Origin of the sequence: Thalassovita taeanensis (genome assembly GCF_900110775.1) — a bacterium.
In the GTDB taxonomy this organism is placed as follows: Bacteria; Pseudomonadota; Alphaproteobacteria; order Rhodobacterales; family Rhodobacteraceae; genus Litorimicrobium; species Litorimicrobium taeanense.
On the sequence record NZ_FOEP01000003.1, the window covers coordinates 290,996 to 307,982 of the forward strand.

A 16,987-nucleotide genomic window follows, 5' to 3' on the forward strand; every position below is an offset into this window, starting at 1 on the left:
GTTCTTTGCGGCAAAGGAAAAAAGGGGGTCGGGATGGCACTTTCAGAGATCAAGGAGCGGGTCGCAAAGGCGGAGCGGGCGGCCGGACGGGCGGCGGGCAGCGTGACGTTGATTGCGGTGTCGAAGGTACAGCCGAATGCACGGGTCGAGGCGGTTCTGGAACAGGGACACCGGGTGTTTGGTGAAAACAAGGTGCAGGAGGCGGCAGGCAAGTGGCCAGAGTTTCGCACACGTTTTCAGGGTGTTGAGGTGCATCTGATCGGGCCGTTGCAGACCAACAAGGCGCGTCAGGCGATGGAGCTGTTCGAGGCGATCCATTCGCTGGACCGGCCCAAGCTGGCGACGACGCTGGCGCGGCTGGCGCAGGACATCGGGCAGTGCCCCGACCTGTTCATTCAGGTCAACACCGGCGAGGAGGAGCAGAAGGCCGGGGTCCTGCCTGCGCAAGCTGATGATTTCGTTTCAGAATGTCGGGGCTTGGATCTGCCGGTCAAGGGGTTGATGTGCATCCCGCCGGTCGACGAGGAGCCATCGCTGCACTTTGCGTTGCTGGGCAAGATCGCGGCACGCAACGGGTTGACGGGGCTGTCGATGGGCATGAGCAGCGATTTCGAGAGCGCGATCGCGCTGGGGGCGACGCATGTGCGGGTCGGCTCGGCGATTTTTGGCGAGCGCGATTACGGCTGAGGGTTAACCGGGCGTTCGGGCGTGTGCGGGGGGCTGCGCGCGCCGGGCGCGGTTCGTGCAGGTTAACAAGGGCGATGCGGTGGTTTTGGGGCATGTGAAACACATGCACAGACCATGCACATCTGATGCACATCGTGACGGGCAAGGGAGCGGGTTAACGGGGCGGGCTTAACCGGTTGCGGCGGTTTTGCGTCGCAGGGTTTTCCGCCTCCGGCGGGAGTATTTTGGTCAGAAAGAAACCGGGCGCAGGGGGCAGGCGCGGCTGAGCGCCTGCGGGAGGCGTGATGCTCAGCTGTTGTTTCGTCCGAGTTTTGGCGAGGCGCAAGCAAGGTTCAGTTCTGCCTCGGAAAAGCGGAAGGGGGCGCGGATGCCGGGAACGCCCTCGGGGTCGATCCGCAGGCCGCGGGCGGTTACCTGAGGGTCGGCGAACACATCGGCCATGTCATTGATCGGACCGGCGGGGATGCCGTTGGCCTCGCAGCCGGTCAGAAGATCGGCTTTGGTGCGCTGACGGGTTGCGGCCATCAGCAGGTCGATCATCGCGGCGCGGTTGGCAACGCGGTCGGCATTGGTGAGGTATTCGGGGGCTTGGGCCATCCAGTCGAGGCCCAGCAGGGTGCACAGGCGGTGGTATTGGCCATCGTTGCCGGTGGCGATGATGATATGGCCATCGGCGCAATCGAACACCTGATAGGGCGTCAGGTTGGGGTGATAATTGCCGGTGCGCCCCGGCGGGGTGCCGGTGGCGAAATAGTTCATCGCCTGATTGGCGGTGACAGAGACGGCGACATCGAGCAGGGCCATGTCGATCTGTTGGCCCAGCCCGGTTTTTTCACGCTGATAGAGCGCGGCGAGGATGCCGGTGACGGAATAGATCCCGGTGAAGAGGTCGGTGACGGCGACGCCTGTGCGCTGGGGCTGGCCATCGGGGTCGCCGGTGATCGACATCAGGCCCGACATGCCCTGAATGATATAGTCGTACCCGGCGCGGTGGGCGTAGGGGCCGGTTTGGCCGAAGCCGGTGATCGAGCAGTAGATCAGGCGCGGGTTGAGCGCGTGCAGGCTGTCGTAGTCCAGCCCGTATTTGGCCAGCCCGCCGACCTTGAAATTCTCGATCAGGATATCGGCGTCGCGGATCAGGTCCCGGACCTGTTGCTGGCCCTCGGAGGTGCGGAAATCGATGGTGACGCTGGATTTGCCACGGTTGCAGGAGTGAAAATAGGCTGCGGTCGTTTCGCCCTCGTGCTGGATGAACGGCGGGCCCCATTGGCGGGTATCGTCGCCCTGGGGGGATTCGACTTTGATCACGTCGGCGCCGAGGTCGGAGAGGGTTTGACCGGCCCAGGGGCCGGCCAGGATGCGCGCGAGTTCGACGACTTTCAGTCCGGCAAGCGGGGTTGTCATTCCGTCCCCAGTTTCTTGTCGAGGAGGGTTTGCAGCTCGGCGTAGGTCATGTTCGAGTGCTTGTCGCCGTCGATGATCAGGGTCGGGGTCGAGGTGACCTCATCGCGGGTGCTGTTTTCCTCGTACCAGGCGACGAGGGCCTTGGCGTTGTCATTGTCGGACAGGCAGGTTTCGAGCTGTTCGTTGGTCAGCCCGGCGATGCGGCCGACCTTGCGCAGGTTTTCGGCGATTTCGCTGGGGTCGCCGCTGCCGATCCAGCTTTTCTGATCGTTATAGAGCAGATCGGAGATGCCGAAGAACCGGTTGGGGTCGCAGCGTGCGATCATCGAGGCCCAGAGGCCGAAGCGGTCGAAATAGACATCGCGGTAGATGAAGCGCACTTTGCCGGTTTCGATATAGTCGGCCTTGAGCTGTTTGAGCGGGCCGTTGTGGAAGTTGGCACAGTGCGGGCAGGTGAACGAGGCGTATTCGACCAGCGTGATGGGGGCATCGACGGCGCCCATGGTCATTTCAAGGACACCCGAGGTATCGGCTTCGGCGCCTGCGGCATAGGCGGCGCCCAGTTCCGGCAGGCCGCCAGTGCGGTTGGTCAACGTAAACGCGCCTCCGGCGACGGCGGCGGCGCCGATCACGCCCAGAGCATATCTGCGGTTCATATTGGAATCCCTTCCTAACGTTTTGACTTGGATAGAACGTTCTGCGCCAAGGCTTCAAGCGCATCACGTAAATTTTCATCGCCGATGCCTGCGGCCACGGCTGTGGCGGCGCGGGCGATTTGCGGGTCGGGGGCTTGCGGCGCAGGTGTGCGCGAGCGGTGGGTAAAGCTGGCCTGCCCTTCGGCAAAGCCGGTGGGGGCAGTTTGGGTAATGCGAATCCGGGAAATGGCGCTGTAGCCGTAGACGGCGTTGACCTTCTCGCGCAGCTTTTCCTTTTGCATTTCCAGCATCGGGGCCTGTGCGCCGGTGGTCAGCACGGTCAGGGTGGCGCCAAAGCCCTGGCGGCCGTATTTCACGTCGACGGGGCGGGCGATGTTGGCCATGTCCTCGCCGACGATCTCGGGCCAGTGGGTGAGCAGGCGGGTGACGGCAAAGCCACGGGTTTCGCCAGCGCGGCGGATCTGGCCCTGAAGCAGGGCAGAGGTTCGGGCGAACCCTTTTGTTGTGCTGGGTCGATAGGCCATGTCTTGCATCCCTGAACTGGGCGCTATTCTAGTGGGGCGGTGGCGGGACGCCAGCGAATTGGGCACTTCGGAGGGATAAACATTGCGTGACGACAGTGGCGACAGGGCGGCGGGACCGGCGGCAGCGGATCTGCTGGCGTGGTATGATGACCACGCCCGCGACATGCCATGGCGGGTGGGTCCGAAGGATCGCGCGGCGCAGCTGCGCCCCGACCCCTATCGTGTGTGGTTGTCCGAGGTGATGTTGCAGCAGACGACCGTGGCGGCGGTAACGGAGTATTTCCGACGGTTCACTGCGCGTTGGCCGAATGTGGCGGCGCTGGCTGCGGCGGCGGATGGCGATGTGATGGGGGAGTGGGCCGGGCTGGGGTATTACGCCCGCGCCCGCAACCTGTTGAAATGCGCGCGGGCGGTGGTGGCGGATCATGGCGGGGTGTTTCCCGACACGCGCGAGGGATTGCTGAGCCTGCCGGGAATCGGGCCTTATACGGCGGCAGCCGTTGCTTCGATTGCGTTTGACCGGGCCGAGGTGGTGGTGGATGGCAATGTGGAGCGGGTGATGGCGCGGGTGTATGACGTGCACACCCCGCTGCCCACCGCCAAGCCCGAGCTGACGGTACTGGCGGCGGCGCTGACGCCCGAGGTGCGACCGGGGGATTATGCGCAGGCGGTGATGGATCTGGGGGCGACGATCTGCACACCCAAAAGCCCCGCCTGCGGGATTTGCCCGTGGCGGGCGCCGTGTTTGGCGCGGGTGCGTGGGACGGCGGCGATGCTGCCGAAAAAGCTGCCGAAAAAGCCCAAGCCGGTACGGTTCGGCATTGCCTATGTCGTGCGGCGGGCCGATGGGGCGTGGTTGCTGGAGCGGCGGCCCGACAAGGGGTTGCTGGGCGGGATGCTGGGCTGGCCGGGGTCGGAGTGGATTGAGGCCGTGCCAGAGGCGGCTCCGCCGATGCAGGCCGAGTGGTCCGAGGTGCCCGCCGAGGCGCTGCACACGTTCACGCATTTTCACCTGCGGTTGCGGGTTCATGTGGCCGAGGTGGCCATTGAGGCGGCACCTGAGGCGGGGGCGTTTCTGCCCGCGGGGGAGTTTCGGCCATCGGATCTGCCGACGGTGATGCGAAAGGCGTTTGACCTTGCGCAAAGCACGTTCGACAATGATGGGTAAGCTTGTCTTAAGTTGTGCCTGATATGGTTGTGATCCGATACGGAGTAGCCTGATGCCCCTTGCTGCCGATTTTTCCCATTTTCGCCGCGCCGCGCCGTTCTGGTTGTCGCTGAGCCTGATCCCGGTGGCGATGATCAGTGCCGGGGTTGGCGGCTGGGCGACGCTGCTGTTGCCGCTGTGGGCGTGGTGGCTGTTCACGTTGCTGGATGCGGTGCTGGGGCTGAATGTCGAAAACGCCGACCCGGAAACGCCCGAGGAGGATCTGTTCTGGTATCGGCTGATCACGCTGATCTGGTTTCCGGTGCAGGCGGTGATGATTTACGGGATGATTTTCTATGCCACGCGGGCGGCGCACTTGGGCGGGCTGGAAAAGCTGGTGCTGTTTGCCGGGGTGGGGGTGATTTCGGGCACGATCGGGATCGTTTACAGCCACGAGCTGATGCATCAGAAAAACAAGCTGGAGCGCTGGTTGGGGGATTTGCTGCTGGCGACGGTGTTGTATTCGCATTTCCGGTCCGAGCATTTGCTGGTGCATCACCGCCATGTCGGCACGCCGCGTGATGCGGTGACGGCGCGGTATAACGAAGGGTTCCATCGGTATTTTCTGCGTGTGGTGCGCGAGTGCCCGGCGTCGGCCTGGGCGGCGGAGGCGGCGATGCTGGAGCGCAAGTCTCTGCCTGCGGGGGATATGAGCAATCCGTTCTGGCGCTATGGCGCGTTGCAGCTGGGGGCGCTGGTGCTGGCGCTGCTGGTTGGCGGCTGGGAAGGCGTGGTGCTGTTTCTGGTGCAGGCGCTGAGTGCGGTGTGGCAGCTGGAACTGACGAATTATGTTGAGCACTATGGCCTGACGCGCAAACATCTGGGCGGTGGCAAATACGAGCATGTGAAACCGCATCATTCATGGAATGCGGCGCATAAGGCGACCAACTGGTTGCTGATCAATTTGCAGCGACACTCGGACCATCATTACAAGCCTGACCGGCGGTTTCCGTTGTTGCAGAATGTCGGCGCGGATGAGGCGCCGCAGTTGCCGTTTGGCTATCCTTTGATGGCGGCGGTGGCGATGATCCCGCCGTTGTGGCGCGCGCGGATGAACCCACGGGTGCGCAAGTGGCGCGAGATGTATTATCCCGAGATCACCGATTGGGTGGCCTATAACAAGGGGGTCAACCCGCTGCCCCGGCTTTGAGGGCTTTGAGGGCGGGGGCCTGCGGCGCGAGTATTTTGGTCAGAAAGAAGCCTTGGCGGTTTGGCGCGTAAAAAAGCCCCGCCGGTGAAGGCGGGGCCAAGGTAATACCTTGTGGTCAGGCCACAGGCATCGGCGGTAACTGTATTTATGGGGTGTGGCTTAGTTGGCCATTTCGGCGCGGATCTGTTGGCGCAGAAGGTCGATGGGGACCACTTTGCCGTCGCGCTTGAAGCACCAATAGGTCCAGCCATTGCAGCTGGGCGCGCCTTCGAGGGCGGCGCCGACCTGATGGATCGAGCCTTTGACATCATCGCCGATCAGGGTGCCGTCGGCGCGGACCTTGGCCTTGTGGCGGCCATTCATGCTGAGCAGTTCCTCGCCGGGGCGCAGCATGCCACGTTCGACCAGCTGGCCGAAGGGCACGCGCGGTTCGGCGCGTTTGGAGGTGCTGACCATCAGCGCCTCGCGGTCGTATTTGCGGGTGTTGGCGAGGCGCTTTTCGGCGACTTTGCGGTAGGCCTCTTCGCGCTCGATCCCGATGTAATCGCGGCCGAGCATCTTGGCGACGGCGCCGGTGGTGCCGGTGCCAAAGAACGGATCGAGGACCACATCGCCGGGGTTGGTCGAGCCGACCAGTACGCGGTGCAGCAGGCTTTCGGGTTTTTGGGTCGGGTGGGCCTTGTCGCCGTTATCGTCCTTGAGCCGCTCGCCGCCGTTACAGATCGGCAGAACCCAATCAGAGCGCATCTGAATGCCCTCGTTCAGGGATTTCAGCGCTTCGTAGTTGAAGGTGTATTTTGCGCCTTCGGCCTTGGAGGCCCAGATCATGGTTTCATGGGCGTTGGTGAAGCGTTTGCCGCGGAAGTTCGGCATCGGGTTGGCTTTGCGCCAGACCACATCGTTCAGGATCCAGTAGCCTTCGTTTTGCAACGCGGCGCCGACCCGGAAGATGTTGTGATAGCTGCCGATCACCCAAATGGCCCCATTGGGTTTGAGCAAACGACGCGCCGCGGCCAGCCAGTCTTGGGTAAATCTGTCATAGGCCGCGAAGGAGGAAAACTGGTCCCATGCGTCATCGACGGCATCGACCTTGGAGTTGTCGGGGCGATGCAGGTCGCCTCTGAGCTGGAGGTTATAGGGCGGATCAGCAAAGATCAGGTCCACCGACGCCTCGGGGAGACTGTTCATCACCTCGATGCAATCGCCTGCCAGAATCGTGTTGAGAGGGAGCGCGTTTGCGCTCTTTGTTTTGGTCATTGTCGTCATTCTCTGCCTCGGTTCCACGGCGCATTAGTGCGCTCTTTGGTTAGGTACAAAGATGAGTCAAAGCTGATTCGCGGTCAATTTCTTTTTTGAATCAGTCACTTAGATTTTTATGTTGATACAAGATGTTGTGGACCGGTTTGAACGAACGTCTATGGTGAGGGGTGACACCAAGATTTTGCAGCGCCTCGCGGTGCTGTTTTGTCGGATATCCGGCGTTTGAGTCCCAGCCATAGCCGGGAAACTGTTGCGCTAAATCCCACATCATCTGATCGCGCCTTGTTTTTGCCGCAATTGAGGCCGCCGCAATGGAGAGCGAAAGCGCGTCGCCTTTGATGATGGCGCGGGCGGGAAGGGTCAGGCCGCGCGGGATCAGATTGCCGTCGATCAGGGCAAAGTCGGGCGGGGTGCGCAGACCGGCGATGGCGCGTTCCATCGCCAGATGGCTGGCGCGCAGGATGTTGATTTCGTCGATCTCTTCGACACTGGCATGGGCGATCGAGACATCGGCGTGTTCGAGCAGCAGCGCGATCAGCGCCTGCCTGCGTTTCGCGGTGAGCTTCTTGGAATCGTTCAGCCCCGGCGGGATATGGGCGGGGTCCAGAACGACGGCGGCGGCGGTGACCGGTCCGGCCAGCGGGCCGCGGCCCACTTCATCGACGCCTGCGACGCGGGTGAACCCCTGCATCTGGGATTCGGTCTCGAAGGAGAAATCAGGTGTGCTCATGCCGGTGGGACAAAGCGCAGTTGCGGCGGCGGATCAAGCCAAAACCCCGCGTCCGGGGGCGGACGCGGGGCAATGTGGAGCGCGTTTGGCGCGATCAGGTTACTGGCGGTCTGCGCGATAACCGTAGCGATTCAGGCATTTGGCGGAGTAGGCCGCTTTGCCGCGACCCGGCAGGCGGCACTGTTCGGGCAGAGCGCGGGCACGGGGGTGAGTGCGGGCCGCGTGGCGGTCATTCGCGCCGGACGGGCGGTGATCGCGCGACTTGGCTTGGTTCCGGCCACGGTCATTGTAACGTTTGTCGTCGTAGCGGGGCAGCGGGGCAGAGCGGCGTTCGTACTGGTGCTGATACCGATGTTGATGCTGGTTGGTGGTGCCATAGTAGCGGTTGTCGTCATAGCGGCGCGTCACGACCTTGCGGTTTTTGTTATCGTCGATGGCCGAGCCGATGATGACCAGAGCAGCGGCCCCGGCGAGGAACTTTGCCAGGTCGTCATTTCCGGCCTGGGCGGGGGCGGTGCTGAAGCCAGTGATCGCCAGCGATGCGGCCAGAATTGTTGCGATGAATTTGCGGGACATAAGCGTGATCCTTTCGGGGTGAGCGTGATGGAAGATGCCCGGGCTCATGTGTCGCCGAGCGGTGTGGGATCAAACTGGGTCCGAACGGCGAGTCAGGCAATAACACCGGCCTGTTATCGGATAACACGCAGGCCAAACCCCTTTGGTTATTGAATAACAGCGACAGACTGCGCATTCTGGGTACATGAAACATATCCTCCTCTCTCTTGCGTCGGTGCTGGTTCTGTCGGTCGCGTCTGCGGCCTCGGCGGAGAGCTGCTATGCCGACTACAAAGCCAAGCGCGACAATCCGCTAAAGCTACATTACGGTGTGGTTGAACTGTCGGGGCCGTGTTCGGTCGCGGCGGCGCGATCCGAGGTTGCGGCGCGGTTGAAACCCAATGGCTGGACGTTGCTGAATGTGATGTCGGTCTTCGGCAAGGATGGTTTGAAGGAAAGGCAGGACAGTGCAGGACGTTACTTCCTCCGCTTCTGAGATGCGCCGCTCGGGGGGGCGACTGGTCGGTTTCGGGCTGGCGGCGATTTTTCTGATCCTGCTGCTGGCGGCAGTGCTGTTGTTCGTGAACCTGCCCGATGCCAACGCGTTCAATGCGCGGGTCGAGCAGCTGTTTATCGACAACAACGATCTGACGGCGCAGGCCGAGATCAAGTTGCTGGAGATTCTGGCGCAATCGGGCACCGCGTTTTCGGCGACGCTGAACAGTTACCGGATGGTGATTTTTGTGCTGCTGGTGTTTGCCACGGCGCTGTTGATTGCCGCGCTGGTGTTTCTGGTGATGCTGGCGGCGATGAACCGGCGGATGGCGCAGATTGAACATTCGGGGATTCAGGTTTCGTCGTTGTTGATCAGCCGGGACGAGAGCACGGTTTATCTGAACAACATGGGGTTCCGCCTGACGGCGGCAGCGATGGAAACGCTGTCGGTGCTGGCCGAGGCGCGAATGGATGACGACGTGCTGTCGGGGGCCGAGATCGAGGCGGTGGTGTCTGGTCGGAATGCCGCCGATTGCGACGAGGCGGCCGGGGCGACGCGGATCAAGCGATTGCGCGATACGCTGGGCAATCAGATGATCAGCGAGCTGTTGGTGAAGAACATCGCGCGCAAGGGGTATATGCTGGCGGTTGATCGGGACGTGATCAAGATGCTTTGAGCGGGGTTAGGGCTGTGTTTCGCGCAGCCAGCCGTCGGCGAATTCCACCCGGTCGCAACCGCTGAACCGGGCGACGCGGTCGAGCTCTGCCTCGAGCCGGGTCAGGCGGCCCTTGCCAAAACGCACGCCGGGTTCCGGCCAAAGGGCGGTCACGCGCAGGGTGCCCTCGGCCCGGTGCGATTTCATGTCGATCCGCCCGATCAGCCGGTCGCCTTCGAGAAGCGGAAAGACATAGTAGCCGTATTGGCGTTTTGCGGCAGGGGTGAACACCTCGATCCGGTAGAAGAAGCCGAACAGGCGTTCGGCGCGTTTGCGGTCGCGCAGCGCCGGGTCGAAGGGGCTGAGCACGCGAATACGCCCGGTGGGGTCGGCGGCGGTGGCGGCCTGATCGAAGATATCGGGGCGGGCAAAACTGCGCCGGAGGCTGCCGTCGGCGCTGGTGATGTCGACCTCGATCAGCTTGCCGCTGGCCTGTTCGGATGCGCACCATGCGCGCGCCTCGGCCGGGGTCACGAGATCCCAGAAGGCGGCAAGTTCGCCCGATGTCGCGAAGCCAAGGCGGCTCAGGGCCTCGGCGCAGGCCCAGTTTATCGTGTCTTGCGGATCGGGAAGGTGGACCAGCATATCAGGGGCGATCACCCGCGTGCTGAGGTCATAGTGTTTTTGAAACGCAACCCGTCGCGCCACCGCCAGATCGCCGCGCCGCCAGAGGAATTCGAGCGCGGTTTTCGACGGGTGCCAATCCCACCAGCCGTCGCCTTTTTTCACCTCGTCCGTGCCGACGTCGCTGGAACACAGCGGGCCGGTGTCGCGGATGCGGGTCAGGATTTCGTCAAACTTCCCCTCGAACCCGTGGCGTTGCCAGGCTTTCCAGCGATCGCGCAGGCGGTCGGCGTCGCGGGCGAATTTCAGTTTCCAATGTGGGTAGAATTGCATCGGGATGACTGAGGCGTCGTGGGTCCAGTGCTCGAATATCGCGCGGTCCCGGTCCAGCAGCAGTTCAAGATTTCGGGGGCGGTATGAGGGGCGGCGCGCGAACAGAATCAGGTCGTGGGCGCGGGCCACGGTGTTGATGCTGTCAAGCTGAACAAAGCCCAGATGCGCGATCACCCCGGCCAGATCGGCGCCTTTGCCGGGGCCGGGGGGCAGGCCGCTGAGGCCGTGGGTTTGCAGGAACAGCCGCCGGGCGCGCGCGTTTGACAGGGTGGGGGTGGCCACGCGCCTAGCCCCGCCGCAAGGTGTCGCCATAGCTGAGGGTCGGGGTCAGCTCGATCCGGGTGGGGATGTCGTCGTCGGGGGTTTGAATGCGGGCGACGATGATTTCGGCGGCGCGGCGGCCGATTTCGGTGCGGCAGGCATCCATCGTGGCCAGCTGCGTGGGCAGGCCTTGCAGCAGCTCGACCCCGTTGAAGCCGGCCAGGCCGATCTGTGCCGGTATGTCGCGGCCCTGTTCAAGCAGGTAGAGCAGCCCACCAGCGCCAATCATATCGTTAGAATAGTAGAGAAAATCCAGATCCGGCGTGCGTTTGAGCATCGCTTCGGTCATCTCGCGGCCCTTGGCGAGGGCGGAGCCGCCGGAGTAGAACTCTTGATCGGCGACCTCGATCCCGCCTTTGGCGAGCGCTTGGGTAAAGCCCTCGAACCGTTTGCGGGCGCGGTGATCGAGGGGCATTTTGGTGCCCATGAAGCCGATCCGCTTGTAGCCCGCCTTGACGATGGCATTACCGATTTCACGCCCGGCGCGGCGGTGCGAGATACCGACCATGGTATCGATCGGGGTGCCGTCGACATCCATGATTTCGACCACGGGGATACCGGCAGCACGCAGCATGGCGCGCGAGGCGTCAGAGTGTTCCAGCCCGGCGATGATGACGCCAGAGGGGCGCCACGACAGCATTTCGTAGAGAACTTTTTCTTCTTTTTCAGGCAGATAGTCAGTGACGCCGACAACCGGCTGAAGCCCGGTATTTTCCAAAACGCCGCTGATACCGGTCATCACATCGGGGAAGACCATGTTTGACAGCGACGGGATGATGACCGCGACCAGATTGACCCGCTGGCTGGCCAATGCGCCTGCGATCTTGTTGGGGACATAGCCAAGCTGCTTGGCGGCCTTCAGCACCTTTTCGCGGGTGGCTTGGGACACGTCCGTGCGGTTGCGCAGGACACGGCTGACAGTCATCTCGGACACACCCGAGGCTTCGGACACGTCGCGCAGGGTCAGGGGGCGGTTCTCATTTCGGCTCAATAGGCTGGATCCTGAAAACTTCGGTCGTCAAGTGTTAGCGCGAACCCACGGGCTTGTTCAAGTCACTGCGTCGGGCTATGACGCGAGAGCGTGGCCCCGTGGCTCAACTGGATAGAGCAGCCCCCTCCTAAGGGGCAGGTTACTGGTTCGAATCCAGTCGGGGTCACCATTTTCGCTGGGGTGCATCGACGCCGGACCTTGAGAGCGCAAAATCGGGTCGGTTTGGGCAGGCGGGGCTCAATACCTTGAGGTCATCTTGCGGCGATCCTGGATGTCGCGTTGAACCAGTTCTGCGGCGACTTCTTTGCGGCCAAAGGCCTGTTTCAAGTTTTCGGCCTCTTCCGCTTTGGACACCAGAATATTGGCCAAACGGGTTTGCAACTCCGCGCGGTTGCGCCCGGCCCAGCCTTGCCACAGGATATCCGCGCCAGTCGCCTTCAGTGACAGGTCGGAATTGAAATCGGCTTCGGCCTGTTTTGCGTTTGCGATCAGAGTGGCCAAGTCGTTTCGAAGCTTTGCTTCCTGGGTGCGCAGTTGCTGCATCGTTGTGGACTGAGCCGCAAAAATCGTTTCCGTGATCTGTGCAAGCTCCTGCAACTTCTTTTTCATCACCATTTCCTTGCTCGTTTCCGCATTGCTTCGGAAAACCGGATAGCCGCAGCCACGGCCATGTAATGCTCGGGCGCAATTTGCCACCCGAGTTCGGTCGTCGCATAAAGCGCGCGCGCGGTGGGGGGATCGCTGTGGATCGGGATGCCGTTTTCTTGCGCGATCTCGCGGATGCGCAGTGCGATTTCGTCAACGCCTTTGGCCACGCAGATCGGGGCCTCGCCCTTCTTGCGGCTCCATTTCAGCGCAACTGAGTAGTGGGTCGGGTTGACGATAACGACATCCGCGCCCGCCGCATTTGCCATCATTTGATTGGCCGCGATTTCCTGCCCGCGCTGACGGCGTTTCTGCTTCATGTGCGGATCGCCCTCGGAGTCTTTGTGTTCGTCTTTCAGCTCTTTGAGGGACATGCGGTTTTTCCGCATATGTTCTTGATATTGCCATAGATAGTCCAAGCCGCCAATTGTCATCGAGACGATGAAAACAACCGCCAGAAACTCGATCGCCAAGCGCGCGAGAATTGTCATCGCGATCATTGGGGTTGTCCAAACGATCTCGGTCATTTGGGGCAGGCGGGTATTCAGAAAAATGCCAAGACAGGCGGAGTAAATCACCAACTTGGCAAAGCTTTTTGCAAATTCGAACAGGCCGCTGCGCCCGAATTTGTTCTTGGCATTCGACATGGGCGACACGCGGGACAGCTTCGGGGCGAGTTTGGACGGGGTGAACAAAAAGGCGCGCTGCGCCAAGATCACCAGCACGACGGCAAGTGCGGGTAAAGCGAACCACGGAGCAATGGCGCGAAAAACGGCTGACATGATGGTGCCTGTACCCACGCGTGCGCCGCCGTCGAACAGCTCAATCGCAAGGCGGTCTGACCGTGCGATCAAAGCCATCATCGCTTCGCCCATGTGTGTTACGCCAGCCTGCCCCGTGGCCATAAGGGCCAGAAGCAAGCCGCCGTAGCCGGCCGTGGTTGCCAAATCGTTCGAGCGTGGAACTTCACCCTTTTTTCTGGCCTCGTCGAGCTTGCGCTGACTTGGTTCGTGGGACTTTTCACTGTCGTCGTCGCCGCTCATGGCAGGACCGAGGTGGGAGCCGCCATGAAGGCGTTGAAAGCTGACATCCAGACCGTCAACATCAGCGGCGACAACACGAGCAGCAATGCAAGCCCGCCTGCTGTGATCGCCGGAGCACCGACAAAAGCGACCATGAGTTGTGGCATGGCGCGATTGATGACGCCGAGCGTTAAATTATACAGCAACGAGATAATCAAGAACGGGGCGGCGAGGGTGAAAGCCAGAGAAAACGCCATCGAAATGTGGCCAACGCCCCACACCATCATATGCGTGGGATCCGGAAAGGTGCCGGGCGGGAGCATCTCGTAGGACAGTATCATCAGCGCCGCGCCCCGCACATGCAGGCCAGTCATCACGGCCAGAGCAAGGCCAGAAACCACCAGAATATGCCCAATGGCGGGCATCGGCTCTGCCCCGGCGTTTCCGAAGACTTGCGCAAGCGAGGTGGACTGCGCGGCAATCGAACCCGCAGTTTGCAGCGCCAGTACGAAAAGGCGAAACCCCATGCCCAAGACCAAGCCGCTTAGCGTTTCGGTTAACAAATAGTGAATGAGCGCCGGAAGCGCCCAGACCTCGGGGGCAAAGAGGGGGATGGAAGGTGCGACGATCAGCGTAAACGCCAAAGCTGCGGCGAGTTTTACCCGCGCTGGCACCGAATGCTCGCCAAATGCGGGCAAAAGCGAGACCACCGCGCCAACTCTGAAAAACACTAGAAATATGTGCCAAAGCCCTTCCTCGGCCCAGCCGGTCAGGGCCGCCAGCCCCGTCATGCCTGAACCAGTCCGACCAGTGAGGGTTTTGCTTCCAGCCCGATTTCTTCGAAGGATAGCACCGGAGCTGAGATACTTTTTGCACTTAGGACCGTGCGCAGGAAACGCCGCCGCCGCGTGGACGTGACTAGGGCGGGGAAAATTCCGCGTTCCGCGGCTTCGCCGACCCTTTCTGACACAGCATTCGCAAGCTTGTTGAACAGATCCGGTGGCAGCGCGACATCCAACCCGCCACGATCGCTGTCGATTTGATAGGTTGCAAAGGAGTCTTCCCATTCCGGCGCTAGCTGGATCAGGGGGATCGTGCCATCCTCGCGTCGCATCGCCGCAACCAGTTGGAAGCCAAGGCGCTGCCGAACATGTTCACAGATCGTCTCTGTATTGGCGCTGATCATTCGGCCCTCGGCCACGGATTCCAGGATCAGCGGCATGTTGCGGATCGACACCTGCTCCTCCAGCAACAGCCGTAGAACCGCGTGAAGGGCATCGATTGGCACACGATCCGGAATCAACTCGTCCAGCAGCCTACGGTTTGCTTCTGCGCGCGTCGGATCAGAGAGTTTTACCATCTCGTCGAGCAACCGGCGCAGTGTTTTGAGGGTCAGAAGACGCCCGAAGTTTTGTTTGATCACCTCAAGCAAATGCGTTGCCAGCACTTCGGCGGGGCTGACGATTGTGACGCCCGCGAGGACCGTTTGATCCTGGTCCGTCGCATTGATCCAGCGGGCGGGCGCCTGATACACGGGCTCCCGGACGTCCTCGCCCGGGGGAACAGTGCCCCCGCCATCGGGGATCAGCGCCAGTACCTTTTCCGGGCGCAAGCGCGCGCGGGCTTGTTCAACGCCCTGAATACGAACGGCATAGGTGCCGGGGGGCAGGCTAGGTTCATCGGTCAACCTGATTTCTGGCAGGATGAGGCCAAAAACCTTGGCCACATGCAGCCGCATATTCGTGATCCGAACATCGAGGCCCGTTCCGGGGTCGAGGACCATGCTCACAAGATCCGGAGAGAATTCGACATGAATGTCGTCAAGGTCGAGTACGTCACCCAGTTGCTTTGCGGGTTCGGGTCCGGGGGCGTCGCATTGTGCCTGTTCTGCCCCGTCTTTGGCTATCGTATTTCGGTTCAGAACGAACGCTGCGAAGCCCAGCACAAGCCCGCCTGCCAGAAACGGGATGAAGGGGAGGCCGGGGATCAGTGCAAACACAACCATCAAAGCCGCAACCGTGGCCAGGGCAGGCGGATATTTTCCAAGCTGTGTCAGGAGGGTCAGATCCGTCGATCCTGTCGCCCCCCCACGCGCGAGCAATAGAGCGGAAGCGATCGAAATGATGACTGCGGGTATTTGCGTTACCAACCCATCACCGACGGTCAGAATCGCATATGTCTCAAATGCCGACTGTATCGGCATGTCATGGACGACAACCCCCATAATCAAGCCCATGATCAAGTTTAGAAGTGTGATCAACAACCCTGCAACAGCATCCCCTTTTACAAATTTCGAGGCGCCGTCCAGCGAGCCGAAAAAGGTTGTCTCTTGTTGTTCTCTTTCACGCCTTGATTTTGCTTCAGCATGGTCGATCGCGCCGGCGGACATATCGCTGTCAATTGCGAGCTGCTTGCCCGGCATGGCATCCAGTGCAAAGCGCGCACCGACCTCGGCCATGCGCGCGGCACCTTTGGTTATCACCATGAAGTTGACGATCAGCAAAACGCCGAAGACAACCAGCCCCAGGAAAACGCTGCCAGACATGACAAAGCTGGCAAAGCCTTCGATTACATCGCCCGCTGCCCGCGTCCCTGTGTGACCTTGTCCGATAATCAATTTGGTGGACGACACATTGAGCGACAGGCGGAGCATCAGCGACGCCAAGAGGATTGTCGGAAAAGCCGAGAAATCGAGCGGTCGTTCGATAAACAGCGTGACTGTGAAGATCAAGATCGCGAGCGCGAAGGATGTCGCAAGCCCAATGTCCAACACAAAGGCAGGGACCGGGAGGATCATCATCACGATGACCGTCATCAGTGCAAAGGCGAAGAGCACGGTTGGGCGAAATATGGATCCAAGGGTCATGTAAACACTCAACCTTCAGGATTGATGCGGGCGAAGATCGTGCGGTTTGGGGTGTCTGGCAGGATGACCAATGAGCCGAGGGCGGCAGAGGTCGTACCCCGCTTCAACAACGGAAAACCGTTGTGTTTCGTTGTGATTGTGGGCCCTCGTTCAGGTGCGTCCGCATCGTCTGACGTGCTGATCAGAGACGATTTTATTGTATTGTAGCGTGCAAGATATTTTTGCGCGTACTCTGGCGTTCTGGAATGGAATGCGCCTGCGGCGGCGTCCCAATCGCCGGTTTCTTGAAAAAGGCGAGCAAGAAAACGAGCGGCATACTGCGCGTTCATCTCGGGGGCGAACATTTCATCAATCGAGTTGAATGCGTGCCCGTGCCATTTGTAGTTGATTTGAAAACACCCGACATCAAAGCTGCGTGCGCCACGTTTGAAGTGCTGAAAGACATATGAGAGGGCTTCATCCTCTGAATCGAACCAGACGCCCTTACCTTCCATATTTACAGTCCAGGGCCACGGCGAGACGGCACCGTTTTGCCTGCGGCCAGTTTCTGTGCGGGTTATTGCGCGCAATATGGAAAGCGGCACGCCTGTTTCTTTTGCGGCCAGTCTGGCGGCGTCGTCGCACACTTGCGTTCCGCGTGCATGTGCACCGATAGAGCCAAGCGTGACGAGTGCAACGAGGAGGCAGAGCCTTTTGCAAACCGAGGCGAAAAGGTTTTGGATATCCCAAACGGCATATGCGTTCGATCGCCCGCCATAGAAATGCGCTCTGCTAGATGATGGTTCGTGCATATTGATCTTCTCAGCACCTTCTGTTGCTACCACCTTTCTAGAAGGCATTTATTTATTTTTGGTAAGCGTC

General features: G+C 61.0%; 18 protein-coding genes and 1 tRNA gene. 6 read left to right on the forward strand and 13 right to left on the reverse strand.

Annotation, left to right across the window (positions count from 1 at the left end; all coding sequences use genetic code 11):
• Positions 1-33 precede the first annotated feature (33 nt).
• Complete coding sequence (locus tag BSF79_RS06115) at positions 34-687, forward strand: YggS family pyridoxal phosphate-dependent enzyme (protein WP_090268967.1); 654 nt, start codon at positions 34-36, stop codon at positions 685-687.
• Positions 688-975: 288 nt separating this feature from the next.
• On the opposite strand, the gene BSF79_RS06120 is transcribed toward BSF79_RS06115, so the two are convergent.
• From BSF79_RS06120 to BSF79_RS06130, 3 genes are read right to left on the reverse strand one after another with little or no spacing between them, the layout of a single operon-like run.
• A complete protein-coding gene (locus BSF79_RS06120) occupies positions 976-2,091 on the reverse strand; it encodes a CaiB/BaiF CoA transferase family protein (RefSeq protein ID WP_090268968.1) in 1,116 nt (371 codons plus the stop codon).
• Positions 2,088-2,747 carry a DsbA family protein gene (locus BSF79_RS06125; RefSeq protein ID WP_090268969.1) on the reverse strand — a complete coding sequence of 220 codons (660 nt, stop codon included), beginning with the start codon at positions 2,745-2,747 and terminating at the stop codon, positions 2,088-2,090. Before BSF79_RS06125 ends, BSF79_RS06120 begins: the two co-directional genes overlap by 4 nt.
• Positions 2,748-2,761: 14 nt before the next feature.
• Positions 2,762-3,271, reverse strand: coding sequence for a DUF721 domain-containing protein (locus BSF79_RS06130; RefSeq protein ID WP_090269104.1), 510 nt, complete (start codon positions 3,269-3,271; stop codon positions 2,762-2,764).
• A gap of 82 nt (positions 3,272-3,353) precedes the next feature.
• Here BSF79_RS06130 and mutY point away from each other — a divergent pair, with 82 nt between their 5' ends.
• A complete protein-coding gene (mutY, locus tag BSF79_RS06135; RefSeq protein ID WP_281248632.1) occupies positions 3,354-4,439 on the forward strand; it encodes an A/G-specific adenine glycosylase in 1,086 nt (361 codons plus the stop codon).
• Positions 4,440-4,491: 52 nt separating this feature from the next.
• Positions 4,492-5,628 (forward strand): alkane 1-monooxygenase, encoded by a 1,137-nt coding sequence (locus tag BSF79_RS06140; RefSeq protein ID WP_090268970.1) that lies wholly within the window; start codon positions 4,492-4,494, stop codon positions 5,626-5,628.
• A 159-nt stretch (positions 5,629-5,787) separates the two neighbouring features.
• Here BSF79_RS06140 and BSF79_RS06145 read toward each other — a convergent pair whose 3' ends face one another.
• The 3 genes from BSF79_RS06145 to BSF79_RS06155 form a co-directional block, all read right to left on the reverse strand.
• The gene (locus BSF79_RS06145) at positions 5,788-6,894 is read right to left on the reverse strand and encodes a site-specific DNA-methyltransferase (protein ID WP_090268971.1); all 1,107 of its coding nucleotides are present in this window, start codon (positions 6,892-6,894) and stop codon (positions 5,788-5,790) included.
• 91 nt (positions 6,895-6,985) lie between these two features.
• On the reverse strand, positions 6,986-7,618 hold the full coding sequence (locus BSF79_RS06150; protein WP_090268972.1) for a ribonuclease HII: 633 nt from the start codon (positions 7,616-7,618) through the stop codon (positions 6,986-6,988).
• Between the two features lie 99 nt (positions 7,619-7,717).
• Positions 7,718-8,194, reverse strand: a complete 477-nt coding sequence (locus tag BSF79_RS06155; RefSeq protein ID WP_090268973.1) for a hypothetical protein — start codon at positions 8,192-8,194, stop codon at positions 7,718-7,720.
• A gap of 184 nt (positions 8,195-8,378) precedes the next feature.
• On the opposite strand from BSF79_RS06155, the gene BSF79_RS06160 reads away from it, so the two are divergent.
• A complete protein-coding gene (locus BSF79_RS06160) occupies positions 8,379-8,669 on the forward strand; it encodes a hypothetical protein (protein WP_090268974.1) in 291 nt (96 codons plus the stop codon).
• 1 nt (position 8,670) lies between these two features.
• Entirely contained in the window at positions 8,671-9,345 is a 675-nt protein-coding gene (locus BSF79_RS06165; RefSeq protein ID WP_090268975.1) for a winged helix-turn-helix domain-containing protein, read from the forward strand.
• A gap of 6 nt (positions 9,346-9,351) precedes the next feature.
• Here BSF79_RS06165 and BSF79_RS06170 read toward each other — a convergent pair whose 3' ends face one another.
• Together BSF79_RS06170 and BSF79_RS06175 are read right to left on the reverse strand one after the other, a co-directional pair.
• Positions 9,352-10,563, reverse strand: coding sequence for a winged helix-turn-helix domain-containing protein (locus BSF79_RS06170; RefSeq protein WP_425443229.1), 1,212 nt, complete (start codon positions 10,561-10,563; stop codon positions 9,352-9,354).
• A gap of 4 nt (positions 10,564-10,567) precedes the next feature.
• On the reverse strand, positions 10,568-11,593 hold the full coding sequence (locus BSF79_RS06175; protein WP_090268977.1) for a LacI family DNA-binding transcriptional regulator: 1,026 nt from the start codon (positions 11,591-11,593) through the stop codon (positions 10,568-10,570).
• Positions 11,594-11,685: 92 nt separating this feature from the next.
• Here BSF79_RS06175 and BSF79_RS06180 point away from each other — a divergent pair.
• A tRNA-Arg gene (locus tag BSF79_RS06180) sits at positions 11,686-11,762 on the forward strand.
• A 68-nt stretch (positions 11,763-11,830) separates the two neighbouring features.
• On the opposite strand, the gene BSF79_RS06185 is transcribed toward BSF79_RS06180, so the two are convergent.
• Genes BSF79_RS06185 through BSF79_RS06205 form a run of 5 tightly spaced genes read right to left on the reverse strand, consistent with a single transcriptional unit; the run spans position 11,831 to position 16,917 of the window.
• Entirely contained in the window at positions 11,831-12,202 is a 372-nt protein-coding gene (locus BSF79_RS06185; protein ID WP_139246389.1) for a hypothetical protein, read from the reverse strand.
• On the reverse strand, positions 12,202-13,281 hold the full coding sequence (locus BSF79_RS06190; RefSeq protein ID WP_090268979.1) for an EscU/YscU/HrcU family type III secretion system export apparatus switch protein: 1,080 nt from the start codon (positions 13,279-13,281) through the stop codon (positions 12,202-12,204). Before BSF79_RS06190 ends, BSF79_RS06185 begins: the two co-directional genes overlap by 1 nt.
• Positions 13,278-14,051, reverse strand: a complete 774-nt coding sequence (locus tag BSF79_RS06195) for a flagellar biosynthetic protein FliR (protein WP_090268980.1) — start codon at positions 14,049-14,051, stop codon at positions 13,278-13,280. The genes BSF79_RS06190 and BSF79_RS06195 overlap by 4 nt, the downstream gene beginning before the upstream one ends.
• Entirely contained in the window at positions 14,048-16,126 is a 2,079-nt protein-coding gene (flhA, locus tag BSF79_RS06200; RefSeq protein ID WP_090268981.1) for a flagellar biosynthesis protein FlhA, read from the reverse strand. Before flhA ends, BSF79_RS06195 begins: the two co-directional genes overlap by 4 nt.
• An 8-nt stretch (positions 16,127-16,134) precedes the next feature.
• The gene (locus BSF79_RS06205) at positions 16,135-16,917 is read right to left on the reverse strand and encodes a transglycosylase SLT domain-containing protein (protein ID WP_090268982.1); all 783 of its coding nucleotides are present in this window, start codon (positions 16,915-16,917) and stop codon (positions 16,135-16,137) included.
• Positions 16,918-16,987: the final 70 nt, after the last annotated feature.

Coding starts and splice junctions, on each gene's coding strand:
- BSF79_RS06115 (WP_090268967.1), top strand. CDS start 34: ATGGCACTTTCAGAGATCAAGGAGCGGGTCGCAAAGGCGGAGCGGGCG.
- BSF79_RS06120 (WP_090268968.1), bottom strand. CDS start 2,091: ATGACAACCCCGCTTGCCGGACTGAAAGTCGTCGAACTCGCGCGCATC.
- BSF79_RS06125 (WP_090268969.1), bottom strand. CDS start 2,747: ATGAACCGCAGATATGCTCTGGGCGTGATCGGCGCCGCCGCCGTCGCC.
- BSF79_RS06130 (WP_090269104.1), bottom strand. CDS start 3,271: ATGGCCTATCGACCCAGCACAACAAAAGGGTTCGCCCGAACCTCTGCC.
- BSF79_RS06140 (WP_090268970.1), top strand. CDS start 4,492: ATGCCCCTTGCTGCCGATTTTTCCCATTTTCGCCGCGCCGCGCCGTTC.
- BSF79_RS06145 (WP_090268971.1), bottom strand. CDS start 6,894: ATGACGACAATGACCAAAACAAAGAGCGCAAACGCGCTCCCTCTCAAC.
- BSF79_RS06150 (WP_090268972.1), bottom strand. CDS start 7,618: ATGAGCACACCTGATTTCTCCTTCGAGACCGAATCCCAGATGCAGGGG.
- BSF79_RS06155 (WP_090268973.1), bottom strand. CDS start 8,194: ATGTCCCGCAAATTCATCGCAACAATTCTGGCCGCATCGCTGGCGATC.
- BSF79_RS06160 (WP_090268974.1), top strand. CDS start 8,379: ATGAAACATATCCTCCTCTCTCTTGCGTCGGTGCTGGTTCTGTCGGTC.
- BSF79_RS06165 (WP_090268975.1), top strand. CDS start 8,671: ATGCGCCGCTCGGGGGGGCGACTGGTCGGTTTCGGGCTGGCGGCGATT.
- BSF79_RS06185 (WP_139246389.1), bottom strand. CDS start 12,202: ATGAAAAAGAAGTTGCAGGAGCTTGCACAGATCACGGAAACGATTTTT.
- BSF79_RS06190 (WP_090268979.1), bottom strand. CDS start 13,281: ATGAGCGGCGACGACGACAGTGAAAAGTCCCACGAACCAAGTCAGCGC.
- BSF79_RS06195 (WP_090268980.1), bottom strand. CDS start 14,051: ATGACGGGGCTGGCGGCCCTGACCGGCTGGGCCGAGGAAGGGCTTTGG.
- flhA (WP_090268981.1), bottom strand. CDS start 16,126: ATGACCCTTGGATCCATATTTCGCCCAACCGTGCTCTTCGCCTTTGCA.
- BSF79_RS06205 (WP_090268982.1), bottom strand. CDS start 16,917: ATGCACGAACCATCATCTAGCAGAGCGCATTTCTATGGCGGGCGATCG.